Below are 15,350 nucleotides of genomic sequence, written 5' to 3'. Positions count from 1 at the left end.
CAGTCGAGCAAGTGGGTCGATTGAGAAGAAGTTCGCTTCCAGACTAAGCGAATGCTCCGGCTCGAGCATAGAGGCCGGGCACTCCACCCGAATGGATGAAGACCACGGTATCGTTTGCCTCGAAACGCCCCTGCCGGATCAGATCGATGAGACCGGCCGCAGCCTTCCCCGTGTAGACGGGATCGAGCAGGATGCCCTCGGTCTCGGCGAAGAGCCGCACCGCCTCGACCATTCCAGGTGTGGGCAGCCCATAGCCGGTGCCGAAGTAGTCGCCCAGGCCCACGCTGCGATCGCGAGGGACCGGCGGCAGTTCGAGGAACGACGCGACCTCATCAACGAGGCCCACGATCTTGTGTTCCTGCACCTCCTGTGTGCGGCTGACGTTGATCCCGAGGACCGGGATCTGACTGCCCTCGCGGTGGAGGCCGGCGATGAGTCCGGCCTGCATCCCGGCAGACCCGCTCGGGGTGACGAGCGACGAGACGTCCAGGCCCACCTCGGCGAATTGGGTGAGCAGTTCTTGGGCACAATCGACATAGCCCAGAGCCCCGGTGGCATTCGAGCCGCCGACGGGGATGATGTAGGGGTTCTTTCCCCGTCCCTTGAGTTCGGCGGCGAGATTCTCGGCGCGAGCGATGAGGTCGCTGCCGTGGGGGTGGACCTCAACCGAATCCGCGCCGAGGAGGTCGAAGAGCAGGAAATTGCCCGTGTGCTCGGCGGGATTGCCGCCGGCTTCCGCTGGAACCGGCTTGGCGTCGGGGCCGAGGTCCTCTTCGAGCACAAGGTGGCAGTCGAGCCCTTCACGCCGGGCCGCTGAGAGTGTGAGCCGGCAGTGATTGGACTGCACGCCGCCCGCGGTGACGAGAGTATCGGCGCCCTGCGCCAGGGCATCGGCGATGAGGAACTCGAGTTTGCGGGTTTTGTTCCCACCCTGAGTCAGGCCCAGTTGGTCATCGCGTTTGATCCAGATCTGCGGTCCGCCCAGCTTCATGCTCAAGTCTCCGAGGTGCTCAAGCGGGGTGGGCCCCGTGGTGTAGTGGCGGCGGGGCAGCGTGTTCAGGTCGACCATGGTTCCCGAGTGTACTTGCCGACTGCTGATGGCAGGCTCAGTGAGATGGTTGGGTGCGGTCCTTGAAGCGGACGTGGTGAACCGCTGGGTGGTCGCCATGGGTGGCGGCTTCGTTATCGACGTCGAAGGTCAGCAATTCTCCGGTGGCCTTGTTCTTATAGACCACGGAGGATGAATCGGCGGCCCCGTCGGCGGCGATGCGATCCCATTGAGTCGCATGCTCGTCACCGTGCTCGGTCAGGGCTTCGACGACGCCGGGTGTGGCGTATTCACTGACTTCCGCGTCTGAGCCGGCGCCCCATGCCGTGACGAGCGCATCCGCGTAGCCGGACGCATTCCTCGGATCGCCGTCGCTGTGCGCAGCGACGGCAGCGCTGACCTCGGCGTTGGACCCGGAATCCGCTGGGGAGTCGTTTGCAGCCAGCGCGGTTCCGCCGGTGAGCGCGACTCCTGCGAGGCCGGCGACCGCGGCGAGTGACAGTGCTGCTGCGCGATTGCGGATGGTGGTGTTCATAGCGTCATTGCCTCCTGCGGTGACAGTCAGTGTGAGCGACTGGCAGTGAAATGTCATCGACCTCGTCGATTATCGTCACTGCAGGTGAGCGCCAAGAGATGACTGTTGAGGAAATTCACAGAGACTGTTGCGCATGCGTGAAACCATCATTGCAGTGATGTTGCAGAATCGACATAGACGCAGGGTTTCTTGTCACATGGACCGGCTATGTATCGCACAAGGGCGCTTTTGACTTCACGTTCGAAATACGATCGTGATCAAGAATTTTCGGGGGCAACCGCCTCGGCGGGGGTGTCATCCGATTCGATCTCCTCCGATTCGTCGGTCCTGTCCATCCAGTCCTTTCCGTCGAGGGCACGGGCGACCATCATGGAACTGGCCTGGTCACCGACCGAATTGACGGTCGTCGCCGGGGGATCGATGACGGTGCCGATGATCTGGATGATGGGCAGAGCCGCGGCGGGGAAGCCGTAGAGGGTGATGATCATCAGCTCGCCGATGAATCCGCCGGAGGGGATGCCGGCCATGACCATCCCGGCCAGCAGTGCCACGGCGATGCCGATGAGGATGTTGCCGGGCGTGAAGAAGTCGCGCTGGAAGACGGCAAAGAGGAAGGCGATCTTGAGGATCGCCGACAGGCTCGATCCCTCCATGTGGATCGTCGCCCCGATGGGAACGATCGTTTCCCGGATGTCGCGGGGCACGCCGATGCGCTTGCCGGCACGGAGGTTGGCCGGGATCGCCGCCACCGAGGAGGACGTGCCCAGGGAGATCGCCGTGGGCTCGATGATGTTCGCCCAGAACGCAGAGATCCCGCGACGACCGCCGGCCAGGAAGGCATACAGCGTGAATGCGACGACGAAGTACACGATCGCGACGGGGTAGTAGACGAGGAAGACGCGAACGTAGTCGCCGACCAGCTGGGCCCCGAGCTCGCCGATGAGGGCTGCGAAGTAGGCGCCCAAGCCGATCGGGGCGTAGTACATGATGATCGACGTGAACTTGAGGAACACCTCGGCGCCGGAGCTCAGGAAGGCGGCGAAGGGCTTACCCGTCTCACCGATGCTGCTGGTGGCGATGCCGACGATGACGGCGAAGACGATGAGGGCGAGCATGTGCTCGGCGGAGAGGATCTTCGAGAAGTCATCGACGACGAAGGTCGACACGAGCTGGTCGCCGATCGACCCGACCTCTTCGACGTCCTCCGGCTGTGTCATCTCAACCTGGACACCCTCGGCGGCGTTGGTGATCCACAGGGCCGCGATCATGACGATGGAGGAGACGATGCCGGTGATGGCGAAGATGCCGAGCATGCTGCCCAGGATCTTGCCCAGTCGCGTGGCCGAGGACATGCCCGCCACCGCCGAGGAGATGGAGAAGAAGACGAGTGGGACGACGAGGGTGAACATCATGTTGATGAACAGGGTGCCGAAGGGTTTGATGACCGTGGCCCTCTCGCCGAAGATCAACCCGATGATCGCGCCGATGACGACGCCGGTGAGGATGAACAGCGGGAAGCGGTAGTTGCGCAGGATGCTGCGAAGTCTCGACGATGACCGTGGCTGCGTTCTGGCAGCTCCTGCAGTGGATGGCATGACGCGATGACCTTTCCTGGTGTTTTCGGGCGCTGAGATATCGGAGCGCTGCGAGGACAAGGAATCCTGTCCAGGAGATGCTAGAGGATTGAGCGGATGCTGGCCGTATCGTCCTCCTCTGTGAGAAGGACCCGAGCATGTGCATCGACCCGGACGACACGTGGCTGCGTGGATATGAGGCCTGGTGGTCGCTTTCCCCGAATGATTCCCCCTGTTACCGTGGCGGCACAAGCGGAATGCTTCTGTCGTTCCCACAGATCCTGTCCCGGAGCGACCAGGCATTCGCACAATCCGAGGAAGGAGAATGATGACTGTAATCTCACCATCGACAACCAAGGATCTCTACCCCACTCGCACCGGCGAGAGAACCGAAGTCCTCGACCGCAGAGGCCCGATCGCCTTCGGCTCGCCCGAACAGGGACCTTTCGACGCGGCGACGCTGCAGCATTACGACGACAAGGGGTATCTCACCATCGACGAGCTCATCACCCCGGATGAGCTCGAGACGTTCCGGGTCGAGCTGCACCGTTTGGCCAACGATCCGACGATCAAGGACGACGACGCCACCATTGTCGAGGCGAAGTCCAACGAGGTCAGGTCGATCTTCGACATCCATCGCAACAACGAGATCTTCGCCAAGATCGCCAATGATCCGCGGGTCATCGCCCGGGCGGAGCAGCTGCTGGGGTCCGAGGTCTACATCCACCAGAGCCGCATCAACTACAAGCCCGGGTTCGTCGGCAAGGAGTTCTCCTGGCACTCGGACTTCGAAACCTGGCACGCCGAGGATGGTATGCCCGAGCCGCGTGCCGTGAGCCTGTCGTTGTCGCTGACCGACAACTACTCGTTCAACGGGCCGCTGATGATCATGCCCGGATCGCATCAGCGCTACATCAGCTGCGTCGGCGGCACACCGGAGGACAACTACAAGAAGTCGCTGGTCATGCAGGGTGCGGGCACCCCTGATCCGCAGACGCTGAGCGATTTCGCCGATGAGTACGGCATCGACGTCCTCGAGGGGCCTGCCGGTGGTGCGGTCATGTTCGACTCCAATTGCATGCACGCCTCGAACGGCAATGTCACCCCGTATTCACGGTCGAACATCTTCATCGTCTACAACTCGGTGGAGAACACGTGCGTCGAACCCTTCGCCGCACCGAAGCCGCGGCCCGAGTTCGCCGGCAGCACGGACTTCACTCCCGCCGGTTCCTGAGTTCCTCGATCCCGCATGATGGAGTAGGCATGCTCAGAAGCCCGGCACCTGGTCGTTCAGATGCCGGGCTTCATCCGTGCATGGAGGGTCAGCCGTCTGAGTCGATCTCCGGAGCCATCTTCGACTCGTCGACCGCCTCGTGCGAACCGTCCGGGTGACGATAGAGCGTCACACCTTCGTCCTCGGCAGCGGCCTGAGCATCCTCTTCGACATTGTCCTGGACGTAACCGGGAGTCGATCCGTACGAGACATCCGGTCCGCTGGCCTTCGAAGCCACCTCGTCGAGTTTGCTGTTGATCTCATCGGCCTTCTTCTGCAGATTCTGATCATCGTTCATGTCCCAACACCTCGCATTGTGCAGATCGTACTTGGCTCTCATGCTACTCCGGGAGGCACCGGCTCAGTAGGGGACTGGTGCTGGCGCCGCCATCGGGGCGATTGTGTACGAAACGGTTCACGAAAATCACGCCGTTGCCGTATCGCTGGGGCGTTTGAGCGCGCATGATGGTGATACCAGGTTCGAGCACTGATTTCCGAGGGGAGGTGCAGCCATGTCTGAGAATCATCAGCCAGAGAATGGGCAGGACGAGTCCTCAACCTCCCCCGCCGAGGCGACCGAGGGTTCCGCTGAAATGTCAGAGACCGCGGAGAGCCGTCACGACCACGAGGACCGAATGGTCGACGAGTGGGAAGACGAATCGTTCCCCGCCAGCGACCCGCCGGGACACTACTGACGGGTCCGCTGCTGAAACGACGATCGCGGCGTCACACCGGCGAATCGACTGTCGCGGAGGGTCAGGCCACAGCTCCTCCGCGACAGCTCGTCAGCCGCGGCGCATCCATCTGTTGCCGGTATTAATGTGTGCGGTGGTCAGTTCGCCCAATTCGATGGGGCTGTGTCCTCCGCGACTTGTCTGAGCACGTCCAGCGCCGTCGTCACCTTCTTCAGCATTCGCGCGTCTTCCACGGTCACCCCCACGATGGTGTTCGAGAATTCGGGATTGGTCACCGGCAGGTATGTGACCTTCATGCCCTGGAACGAACGGATATCCGGGTGGGGTACCGCATTCGCCAAGGAGAAGCCAAGCCCCCAGGCGACCATCGACCGGATTGTCTCGGCATTGGGCAGCAGCCACCTGACATTCGGTTCATGCCCCAAACCACGGATCTGCCCGATGAGCAGATCTGCTGTCGGTGGGGAGTCAAGGAGGATGAGCGGGTCACCGACGAGCTCAGCGATATCCACTCCCCGACGCTTCGCCAGCGGATGATCGGCAGAGACCAATGCGTGCAGTTGAACTTCTGACAACGGATGTTTCTTTAATCCTTCGATCTGCGCCTGCTTGCGGTACATCACCGCCAGATCGACCTCACCCGCCAGGATCATCTGCTGAATCGTCGTCGGATGGGCCTCGACGAAGCTGATGTCGATGTCGGGAAACTGCCGTTCGAAACACGACGCCGTGCCGGGAAGCATCCTCGGCGCTGCCGTAGGAATGCATCCGATGCGCAATGGTCCGTGAAGAACAGCGGAGTCTTCATTGACCGACTCGACAGCTTCGGTGACAGTAGCCAGGACCGACCTGGCCCGGATTCCGAATTCACGGCCGGCGCTCGTCGGTCGAGCACGCCTGGCAGGTCCCCGGGCGATGAGCGTGACGTTCAACTGCTTTTCGAGCTGGCTGAGGGCCGCTGACACAGTCGCCTGTGACACATTCGATGCAGCGGCCGCGGCGCTGAGAGATCCCCGGTCAAGTACGGCGAGAAAGTACTCGATCTGGCGGAGCGTGATGTCCTTCATCGTTTTTACCTATGTTTATGCCGATAATATTTTGATTTTCTTTTTGATCGTGCCGCGGAAGACTGGGCTGAGTCAACCGACCTGAGCAACGAAGCACGCGGCAATCTCACAATGGACAGTTCAAAGATGAAAGTCATCACCCTGGGGACCGCGGGAGGTCCGCGATGGTGGAAAGGCGACGCCAAGGACCGGGCGGGAATCTCGACCGCGGTCGTTGTCGATGACCGGTTCTACCTTGTCGACGCCGGACACGGAGTGGGGCGCAGGGTTCGGCAGTCCGGATTGGATCTCGCCGATCTCGGGGGAGTATTCATCACCCACCTGCACTCGGATCATACGATCGATCTGCCCTCTCTCATCGTCTTCGGAATGCACGAGCTTCAGGAGCGCGTCGGTGCTCCGGTTCCTCTCATCGGTCCGGGGCGACGCGGTGAGCTTCCGCCCGTATCCTCACGCGCTGTGACAGCTCCAGAGCCCGTTGCTCCGCACAATCCGACCCCTGGCGTCTCAGACATGTTCACCAGCATTGTCGAGGCCTATGCCACCGACCTCAACGACCGGGTCCTCGATTCCCTGCGCCCGTCACCGGAACTGCTGTTCGATCCCCGTGACATCGAGGTTCCCGCCGAGGTCGGCTACCACCCGAATGACCTTCCGACCCCTGATATGGAACCGTTCGTCGTCTTCGAAGACGATCTGGTCACCGTCTCCGCGATCCTGGTCGAGCACCCACCCATCGCACCGGCGTTCGCCTTCCGCTTCGACAGCGAATTCGGATCTGTGACCGTCTCCGGTGACACCTGCGAAACCGCTAACATGGTGCGGTTGGCCCAGGACACCGATCTGCTCCTGCACGAGGCCATCGACTTCAGCTGGGTGGAGGACAATTACAGCCATCGGACCGATGCAGAAGGTATCGCTTCACGCGACCATCACTACAAATCGCACACCTCTGTCGATGGGGCGATCCGAATCGCCGACGCCGCCGGGGCACGAACCCTGGCCCTTCATCACCTTGTCCCCGGATCAGCGGACGATTCCGTCTGGTCCCGGGGGAGCGAACAGTTCACCGGAACATTCCTCGTTCCCGAAGACCTCGACTCCCTTTCCGTGACCACACCTGCCAACGTGACTATCAGGAGCTGAACACACCATGACGAACAACAATGACGTTGTCGATTCCGACGGCCTGCAGACCTCACTGCGAACTCCGGAGATGCGCCGAATCCTGGCCTCGAGCTTTGTCGGATCCGCGATCGAGTTCTACGACTTCATCCTCTATGCCACAGCATCCTCGATCGTCTTCGCACAACTCTTCTTCGCCGGCCTTGGCCCCGGGCTCTCCCTCTTCGCCTCCTTCAGCACGCTGGCGGCAGGGTATCTGGCCCGGCCGCTCGGCGGGGTCATCTTCGGTCACTTCGGTGACAAGGTGGGCCGTAAGAAGGCGCTCATCGTCTCGATGATCATGATGGGAACAGTCACCGTCATCATCGGACTCATGCCACCAACGGCATCCATCGGAATGATCGCACCGATCTCACTGTTCATCCTGCGCATCATCCAAGGCGTAGCAGTCGGCGGAGAATGGGGAGGCGCAGCCCTCATGGCCTTGGAGCATGCGCCCAAAAAGCGCCGAGGTTTGGCCGCAGCTTTCGCGAACGCCGGAGGGCCCGCCGGCGCCATCCTCGCGACCCTCGTTCTGTCATTGACCGCGACACTCACCGGCGATGGATTCGCCACCTGGGGATGGCGACTGCCCTTCCTCCTGTCGGCAGTACTCATCGTCGTCGGACTCGTCATCCGGCTCAAAGTCAGCGAGACGCCGGCCTTCCAGCAGCTCGAATCCGAAAGCGAAGAGCGGAAGGTGCCGCTGTTGACAGTCTTCGCTCGTTTCAAGAAGCAGGTGCTCATTGCACTGCTGGCCACGATGACCATCTACGTCTCGCAGGGGCTGACCACCGTCTGGGGCGTCTCCGTCGCAGTGGCGGCAGGTGAGGACAAGTCCGAAGTGCTCAAGTGGAAAGCGCTCGGGGCCCTGATCACTCTGATCGTCACGTTCGTGGTCGCACGTCTCAGCGACCGCCTCGGCCGCAAGCGGACGCTGATCGGAGCGCATATTGTGGCAGTGGTGCTCGCGGTGCCGATCGTCCTCCTGATCGTCAGCGGCGAGATCCATCAGTACGCACTTGCCATCATTCTGGGCAATGGCATCGTCCAGGGCATGTGCTACGGACCGATCGCGGCCTACGTCTCCGAGCTGTTTCCACCACAGGTCAGATACTCCGGTGCCTCGGCCGGCTACCAGCTGGCGGCGGCCCTGGGCGCAGGCCTGTCCCCGATGATCGCCTCGGCGCTGATCCTCATTCCCGGCACGGGTCCGTATCTGATCGGCGGAGTGTGGGCTGTGATCGCAGTCATCGGTGCCATTGCCGTATTCAAGAGCCGCCCTTTTGCTGAGGATTCCGAACCAGGTGAGCCAGAGTCGGAACCGGAGACAGAAGGCGCACCGGCAACAACGAAGACGCAGCGAACTGCGGTGTGACCTCACGCCGGCTGGACCTGGTCGGCATCGTGTGGACCCACACCATCGGCTCTCCAATCGGATGGATTTCCGACGGCTGCACATGAACACTGCACGAACTTCGACGATTGACCGAACAATTCGATCGTGTTTCCCACGTCACACGCCAACCCTGCTTGTAGTGTTTATATATGACCCACCTCTCCATTCCACGGGACTATGCGAGCACGCATGTGCAGGCGACTGCTGACAGCACTCTGCTGGGCACCTACACTCCGCTTCCAGGCGCATCACCGGCCGCGGCGATACGGCGCTATTTCCGTAAGTACGCGGTCTTCTTCGGACGAGCAAGCCGCAGCGAATACTGGTGGATCACGCTGCTCAGCATCGTCGTCTACAGCGTGGGCGGTGCGCTAGCGGGGGCCACCCAGATCACAACAGCAGGGGTGAGTCACTTCGGCGGTGTCATCACCGATGTCAGCATAGGGGCAGGGCTGATCGGTACGTTTCTGCTGATGTACTTCCTCGCGACGATTCTGCCCACCATCAGCCTCAGCGTGCGCAGGCTCCATGACGCGGGCCTGAGCGGGTGGTTCCTACTTCTCGGACTCGTCCCAATCTTGGGCTCGATCACGTTGTTCATTCTCTTCCTGCTGTCGAGCAATCCCGCTGGACAGCGATTCGACAAGCGCTGACGGTATACGCTCACGCCGAGGCCACTGTGAGCGCCGCCGCCAGCCATCCCGAGGAGACGAACCATTGACCCAGCAATCCGAGAACTTCGACGCCTCAGACTCCGGCGCACCATCTCTGAGTGAAATCACCGCGCCGGAACTGTCCTACCTTGCGACCGTCGACGTTGCGGTGGACGCACCGATCACGATCGGGACGACCGTCGACGGACTGCGCAAGGTCGTCCCGATCCGTGGTGGCCGGGTCAGCGGCCCGGGACTCAGCGGAGAAGTGCTCAACGCTGGCGCCGACTTCCAGCAGTATCCCAGCGACACCGTTGCTCACCTCGCCGCCGATTATGTGCTGAAAACCGATGACGGGCACCACATTCTCGTGGAGAACCGAGCGATTCGCACCGGCAGCAGCGATGACCTCAACAAGGTGATGAGCCGCGAGCACGTCGACCCCGAGAAGATCTACTTTCGGTGCGTACCGCGACTGACCGCAGACGAGTCAGGCCCCTATGCCTGGATGAGCGAGGTTCTCTTCATCGGCTCCGGTGTGCGCAGCCCCAACGGTGTGAGGATCGACATCTTCCAGGTGCTGTGACGCTCGAACCTCCACCGAAGCCCGATCGGCCCCACGGCACCGTCCCTTACCAGCGAGCCTGCAGCGCCGCCACACACCAACGAGCCGTCACACCGCAGCAGTGAGTCCTTACACCGCAGCGCCCTCCCGGACCTCCGGGCGACGGTTCGCCTCGACATCGACTCCGCGCATGCCCAGCAGCACGACCGCCGCCAGCAGGAGCACAGCACCGACGAAGACGTAGATCGCCTGCGGGCTCCACCCACCGTCGAGCATCGCACCCGTGGCTGTCGGGGCGATGATCGCACCGAAGCGACCGATGCCGATTCCCCAGCCCACGCCGGTCGAGCGCAGCGACGACGAGTAGGACTGCGGAGTGAGGACGTAGAGGCCGGCGATGCAGCCGTTGCTGAACATTCCCACCAGCACACCGACGACGATGACCAGCACGATCCACTGCGCCGTGAAGATGAAGACCGCCATAAGGATCGCGGCCAGAACAGAGAAGCTCATCAGCACCGAGCGGGTTGACCAGCGTGAGGTGAACAGCCCGAAGACCACGGATCCGATGGCCCCTCCCAAGGTCAGCCCGACCGTGACGATCATCGACAAGGTGTCGGTGAGCCCGGATTCGTTCATAAGGCGTGGGGTCCAGGAATTGACGAAGTAGAAGCCGAACATGACGATGAAGAACGTTGCCCAGACGACGAAGGTGACCCGGCGATTGCGACGGTTGAACAGTGCCAGTACACCGGAATCGCCCGCCCTGTTCTCCTGCTCCGCGCTCGAGGCATTCAGATCAACAGGCTCGGTGTAGCCCAGCCGGCGGGCGATCAGCGTCAGCTTCTTCACCGCGTTCTCCGGTCGCCGGTTGTAGAGATGGGACGGCGATTCGGGAACCAGCACGAGGACGAGCACCAGAGACAGCGTGGCCAGGCATCCGCCGAGGACGAAGACCGACCGCCACCCGGAGGTGGCGATGAGCGAGACCATCACCGAACCGCCGACAGCGGCATCGATTCCGTAGCCGGCGGTGTAGATGCTGATGACCAGGCCACGACGTTTGCGGGAGGCGTATTCCGCGCAGATGACATTGGTGCCCACGAGGATGCCGCCGATGCCCAGGCCCGTGACGATGCGCCAGATGCCCAATTCCGTCGCCGAGGTGGCGGTGGCGGAGAGGAAGAGACCGCAGATATTGACGATGAGAGCAATGATCGTCATGTTCCGCCGTCCGATCCGGTCCGCGACCGGTCCCAGGGCCAAGGCACCGACGGCCATCCCGAGCAGCGCGGCGCTCATCACGAGGCCGAGAGCCGTTCCGGACAGGGAGAACTCCTCACTGACCTGGTTCGAGGTGAACGAGATGGCCAGGACGTCATAGCCGTCCAAGGCATTGAGGAAGGTGCAGATGCCGACGATCAGCCACTGATACGCCGACATTCGGGAGGAGTTGAGTCGTTCGCGCAGGTCCACCGCGTTCTCCGATTCTGTGGTGAGTTCAGCATCCGCATCGTTGCAGGATGCCTATGAAGATAGGTATAGCGAGATGATGGGCACATTATCAGCGCCGAGGTGCTCGGGCAATGGCCGTGTGCCGATCGGGTCATGCGCGCCCAGGTGGCGTCGGCAGGCATGAACATTCATTTGCCTATGGACATAGGTAAATGCCTATGCGTATAGTGATTTCACGAACCCATCGCAGTGTTCATGAAAGGAATCACCACGTGGAGGCATCGACCGCAACCAACGTCTTGGACGACTTCTCGCTGGAGATGACCGGCAAAGACGTCCCCGGCCTCCAGCAGGCCGCCCACGCGATTCCCCAGGGAACACGCGTCAACATCACGTTCCTGGGCAATGAGAACCTCGAGATGCGCCTCGAGGCAGCGAAGGAAGTGCTCGAACTCGGGTTCGTCCCCGTGCCCCACATCTCGGCTCGCAGACTGAAGTCGGAGACCGAGCTGCGCGAGTTCCTCGACGCTCTGCAGCAGGCCGGAGCCAGTGACCACGTCTTCGTCGTCGGGGGAGACCCCGCGACCCCTGAAGGTCCCTACCCCGATTCGCTCTCGGTCATTCGCACAGGCATCCTGCAGGAATACGGCGTAGCCGAGGTGGGGATCGCCGGCTACCCCGAGGGCCATCCCGACATCAGCACCCAGACCCTGTGGGAGCACATGTCGGCCAAGAGCGCGTCGCTGGCGGAACAGGGGCTGGGCCAAGTCGTGCTCACCCAGTTCGCCTTCGATGCCGAGGCCGTCGTGGCGTGGGTCCACGAAGTGCGCGGCCACGGCGTCGAGGCCGACATCCGCATCGGCACTCCCGGTCCCGCAGGCATCAAGCGACTCCTGGGCTATGCTCGCCGCTTCGGAGTCGGCACCAGTGCGGGAATCGCGAAGAAGTACGGGTTCTCACTGACGAACCTCCTCGGCACAGCCGGACCGGACAGATTCCTCACCGATCTGTCCTCCTACGACTCCATCACCTCGGCGACATCAGGGGTGAAGACCCACTTCTACACGTTCGGCGGACTCGCGGCCACGGCCGAATGGGTCCAGGACTTCACCGCACAGGCCTAAACAGCACCCACACACAGCGACAAGAACAGAGAGGTTCACCGACCATGACCGACAATCTCCAGCAGATCCTCGATTCAACCAATGCCGTCGACCACCTGCGCAATTCGCAGATCGGCTCCTACATCTACCCGGTCGTCCCCGCCGACTTCACCAACTGGATCAAGGAACAGAAGGCATGGCGTGAGACCGCAGTCCTCTACGACCAGTCACACCACATGGACAACGTGTTCCTCAAGGGTTCCGATGCCATCAACCTGATCTCCGACACCGCGATCAACTCCGTGGCCAAGTTCGCCGTGAACAAGGCCAAACAGTACGTGCCCACCACCGCATCCGGCCACGTCATCGGCGACGGCATCCTCTTCCACGAGGCCGAGGACGAGTACGTGTACGTGGGGCGCTCGCCGGCATCGAACTGGCTGCTCTACCACGGTGAGACCGGCGGCTATTCGAACCTCGACATCGAGGTCGATCGCCGGTCCCCATCGCGGCCCTACGGCCACGCGGTCAGCCGCCGCTACTACCGCTTCCAGATCCAAGGCCCCAATGCCTGGGCAATCATCGAAAAACTCAACGGCGGCGAACTGGAGAAGCTGAAATTCTTCAACATGTCGACCATGACCATCGCCGGCAAACAGGTCCGCACCCTGCGCCACGGCATGGCCGGAGCTCCGGGTCTCGAAATCTGGGGACCGTATGAGGACCATGATGAGATCAGGGATGCCATCGTCGAGGCGGGTGCCGAGTTCGGTCTCCTGCCCGTCGGTGCCCGCGCCTACCCGTCGAACACCCTGGAGTCGGGTTGGATCCCCTCACCGCTGCCGGCCATCTACTCCGGTGAAGCCGAGCGCGGATACCGCGAATGGCTCGGCGCTGACAGCTACGAAGCCACCGGCACACTGGCCGGGTCCTTCGTCTCCGACAACATCGAGGACTACTACCTGACCCCGTGGGAGCTCGGCTACGGATCGTTCGTGAAGTTCGACCACGACTTCATCGGCCGCAGTGCCCTGGAAGCCATGGATCCGGCAGCGCAGCGCAAGAAGGTGACTCTGGCCTGGGACGCCCACGACTTGGGTGAAGTGTTGGCCTCCCCGCTCAATGTCGATGGGCCGAATTACAAGTACTTCGATCTGCCCTTGGCCAACTACGGTTCGGCGAACTACGACTCGGTTGTCGACGCCGATGGCAATGTCGTCGGGTTCTCGATGTTCACCGGTTACTCGGCCAATGAGCGCCGAGGCCTGTCCTTGGCCACGGTCAACCCTGACGTTCCCGAGGGTGCTGAGCTCAAGGTCGTCTGGGGCGAGCCCGACGGTGGTACCTCGAAGGCATCGGTCGAGCCTCATGAGCAGACCGAGGTCGGCGTCGTCGTCAGCCCGGTTCCGTATTCGACCGTTGCGCGTCAGACCTACCGTGGTGGGTGGCGCACCGGCCAAGACGCCTGAGAGATGTAGTCTGAGGAGGGTCCGGGCAGCGTGTCCGGGCCCCTCGCTGATTCACAGAATAGGAACCACGATGAGTCTCCGAAGTGCACTGCTGGCTCTGCTGCGCATCGGCCCGATGTCCGGCTACGAGCTGCAGAAGCAGTTCTCCCAGTCCGTCGGTCACGTCTGGCATGCCCCGGATTCGCAGATCTATCCGGAACTGCGGAAGATGGCGACGGAAGAGCTCATCGTCGCCGAGGAGCAGACGCGCGGATCCGCCGGAATGCGTCGCGTCTATCATGTCACCGAGGCGGGGGAGCAGGCCTTCATCGACTGGATGAACGGCCCACTGAAGTACCAACGCACACGCGATGCCGCCCATCTGCGCGCCGCCTATCTGGAGTCAGCCGACCAGGCGTCCGTCTACGCATTCCTCAACGAGCACATCTCTCACTGGGAGAGTGAGCTGCAGGTTTGGGAGGACGAGATCGCTACGATCGAGGCACTCGAATCGCCCATGCTCAATCGCCGTCTGGCGGTCACCGCCGATGCGGATCGTGAAGTCACCATCGCCTACAAGAAGTTCGCCTACGAAGGTTTGGCCGCTCGTGCCCGGAGTGAGATCGAATGGGCGCAGCGGGGGCTGCAGCTCAGCAAGCGACTCGAGCGCACTGCCGCAGAGACTTCGCCCTAGGGCGAGTTCGAAGCATCTCACAGAGTTGCAGCGAGTAGTTTCTTTCGCTCCCGGTCGAGGAGCCGCTTGTCGAGCGTCGTCAGGATTCGTAGGAACAGACCACCGGCGATGAGGCCGCCGAGGAGGTCGGTGATCCAATGCCACCCGAGGAGGAATGACACCACAACGGAATTCATGGCGATCGCTGCCACGACCCAGCTGAGTCCGTGCACGACTCTTTGGGAGGCGCCGCTGTAATGGGCGATGAGGTAGACGGCGGCACCGTAGATCAGCACCGCCTCGGCGGAGTGCCCTGACGGGTAGCTGATTCCACGATCACCGAAGTCGAGCAGACCACCTTGGAAGAATCGCGGATCGTGCAAGGTCGTCGCCGGCCGTGCCAGGAGAACTTTCAGACCCCCGACGCCGATGTAGAACGCTGCTTCCGCCGCCAGTGCGAATCCGATCGGACGCCAGGATTGGCGTCGGTACGCGAGGGTGATCGCCACGGCCGCCAGTACAGGCAGACAGACTGCTTGCCCGGCGATGCTATCCAAAATGTTCTGTGCGAACCACACCAGATCAGGATTGAAGAGATAGAGCCAACGCCGATTGAGTTGGTAGTCCAGTACTCGTACTGGCCCTGCGGCGAGGACTGTCAGCACGATGAATCCCAGCGTCAAGACCCAAATTGAGGT

Annotated in this window: 16 protein-coding genes; 9 read left to right on the top strand and 7 right to left on the bottom strand. The window is 62.1% G+C overall.

Going from position 1 to position 15,350, the window contains the following annotated elements:
- Nucleotides 1–43: 43 nt before the first annotated feature.
- From BLT92_RS02105 to BLT92_RS02095, 3 genes are all read right to left on the bottom strand, one after another.
- Entirely contained in the window at nt 44–1,069 is a 1,026-nt protein-coding gene (locus BLT92_RS02105) for a D-cysteine desulfhydrase family protein (protein ID WP_092102609.1), read from the bottom strand.
- Nucleotides 1,070–1,106: 37 nt separating this feature from the next.
- The gene (locus BLT92_RS02100) at nt 1,107–1,583 is read right to left on the bottom strand and encodes a hypothetical protein (RefSeq protein WP_092102606.1); all 477 of its coding nucleotides are present in this window, start codon (nt 1,581–1,583) and stop codon (nt 1,107–1,109) included.
- A 257-nt stretch (nt 1,584–1,840) separates the two neighbouring features.
- Nucleotides 1,841–3,178 carry a dicarboxylate/amino acid:cation symporter gene (locus BLT92_RS02095; protein WP_092102602.1) on the bottom strand — a complete coding sequence of 446 codons (1,338 nt, stop codon included), beginning with the start codon at nt 3,176–3,178 and terminating at the stop codon, nt 1,841–1,843.
- A gap of 304 nt (nt 3,179–3,482) precedes the next feature.
- On the opposite strand from BLT92_RS02095, the gene thpD reads away from it, so the two are divergent.
- Entirely contained in the window at nt 3,483–4,391 is a 909-nt protein-coding gene (gene thpD / locus BLT92_RS02090) for an ectoine hydroxylase (protein ID WP_346034997.1), read from the top strand.
- An 88-nt stretch (nt 4,392–4,479) separates the two neighbouring features.
- Here thpD and BLT92_RS02085 read toward each other — a convergent pair whose 3' ends face one another.
- A complete protein-coding gene (locus BLT92_RS02085) occupies nt 4,480–4,728 on the bottom strand; it encodes a hypothetical protein (RefSeq protein WP_092102596.1) in 249 nt (82 codons plus the stop codon).
- Between the two features lie 214 nt (nt 4,729–4,942).
- Between BLT92_RS02085 and BLT92_RS02080 the strand changes: the two genes are divergently transcribed.
- Nucleotides 4,943–5,125 carry a hypothetical protein gene (locus BLT92_RS02080; RefSeq protein ID WP_092102593.1) on the top strand — a complete coding sequence of 61 codons (183 nt, stop codon included), beginning with the start codon at nt 4,943–4,945 and terminating at the stop codon, nt 5,123–5,125.
- Nucleotides 5,126–5,262: 137 nt separating this feature from the next.
- Here the strand turns inward: BLT92_RS02080 and BLT92_RS02075 are convergent, their stop codons facing one another.
- Nucleotides 5,263–6,192, bottom strand: a complete 930-nt coding sequence (locus BLT92_RS02075) for a LysR family transcriptional regulator (protein WP_092102590.1) — start codon at nt 6,190–6,192, stop codon at nt 5,263–5,265.
- A gap of 126 nt (nt 6,193–6,318) precedes the next feature.
- Between BLT92_RS02075 and BLT92_RS02070 the strand changes: the two genes are divergently transcribed.
- The 4 genes from BLT92_RS02070 to BLT92_RS02055 all read left to right on the top strand — a co-directional run bounded on the left by BLT92_RS02070 (nt 6,319) and on the right by BLT92_RS02055 (nt 9,994).
- The gene (locus tag BLT92_RS02070; protein ID WP_231938978.1) at nt 6,319–7,338 is read left to right on the top strand and encodes an MBL fold metallo-hydrolase; all 1,020 of its coding nucleotides are present in this window, start codon (nt 6,319–6,321) and stop codon (nt 7,336–7,338) included.
- 7 nt (nt 7,339–7,345) lie between these two features.
- Nucleotides 7,346–8,734: an MFS transporter gene (locus tag BLT92_RS02065; RefSeq protein ID WP_092102584.1), complete on the top strand. Its 1,389-nt coding sequence runs from the start codon at nt 7,346–7,348 to the stop codon at nt 8,732–8,734.
- Between the two features lie 170 nt (nt 8,735–8,904).
- The gene (locus tag BLT92_RS02060) at nt 8,905–9,408 is read left to right on the top strand and encodes a DUF805 domain-containing protein (protein WP_092102581.1); all 504 of its coding nucleotides are present in this window, start codon (nt 8,905–8,907) and stop codon (nt 9,406–9,408) included.
- A gap of 64 nt (nt 9,409–9,472) precedes the next feature.
- Complete coding sequence (locus tag BLT92_RS02055; protein WP_231938977.1) at nt 9,473–9,994, top strand: DUF3237 domain-containing protein; 522 nt, start codon at nt 9,473–9,475, stop codon at nt 9,992–9,994.
- Between the two features lie 108 nt (nt 9,995–10,102).
- Here the strand turns inward: BLT92_RS02055 and BLT92_RS02050 are convergent, their stop codons facing one another.
- Nucleotides 10,103–11,449 carry an MFS transporter gene (locus tag BLT92_RS02050; RefSeq protein ID WP_092102578.1) on the bottom strand — a complete coding sequence of 449 codons (1,347 nt, stop codon included), beginning with the start codon at nt 11,447–11,449 and terminating at the stop codon, nt 10,103–10,105.
- 251 nt (nt 11,450–11,700) lie between these two features.
- Between BLT92_RS02050 and BLT92_RS02045 the strand changes: the two genes are divergently transcribed.
- The 3 genes from BLT92_RS02045 to BLT92_RS02035 all read left to right on the top strand — a co-directional run bounded on the left by BLT92_RS02045 (nt 11,701) and on the right by BLT92_RS02035 (nt 14,673).
- Nucleotides 11,701–12,552, top strand: coding sequence for a methylenetetrahydrofolate reductase (locus BLT92_RS02045; protein WP_092102575.1), 852 nt, complete (start codon nt 11,701–11,703; stop codon nt 12,550–12,552).
- Between the two features lie 44 nt (nt 12,553–12,596).
- On the top strand, nt 12,597–14,000 hold the full coding sequence (gene ligM, locus BLT92_RS02040; RefSeq protein WP_092102572.1) for a vanillate/3-O-methylgallate O-demethylase: 1,404 nt from the start codon (nt 12,597–12,599) through the stop codon (nt 13,998–14,000).
- 70 nt (nt 14,001–14,070) lie between these two features.
- Nucleotides 14,071–14,673 (top strand): PadR family transcriptional regulator, encoded by a 603-nt coding sequence (locus BLT92_RS02035; RefSeq protein WP_092102569.1) that lies wholly within the window; start codon nt 14,071–14,073, stop codon nt 14,671–14,673.
- A gap of 17 nt (nt 14,674–14,690) precedes the next feature.
- Here the strand turns inward: BLT92_RS02035 and BLT92_RS02030 are convergent, their stop codons facing one another.
- Entirely contained in the window at nt 14,691–15,335 is a 645-nt protein-coding gene (locus tag BLT92_RS02030) for a phosphatase PAP2 family protein (RefSeq protein ID WP_231938976.1), read from the bottom strand.
- Nucleotides 15,336–15,350 lie beyond the last annotated feature (15 nt).

It is taken from the genome of Brevibacterium picturae, from assembly GCF_900105045.1.
GTDB lineage: Bacteria > Actinomycetota > Actinomycetes > Actinomycetales > Brevibacteriaceae > Brevibacterium > Brevibacterium picturae.
This window is presented reverse-complemented; position numbering and strand designations above follow the sequence as displayed.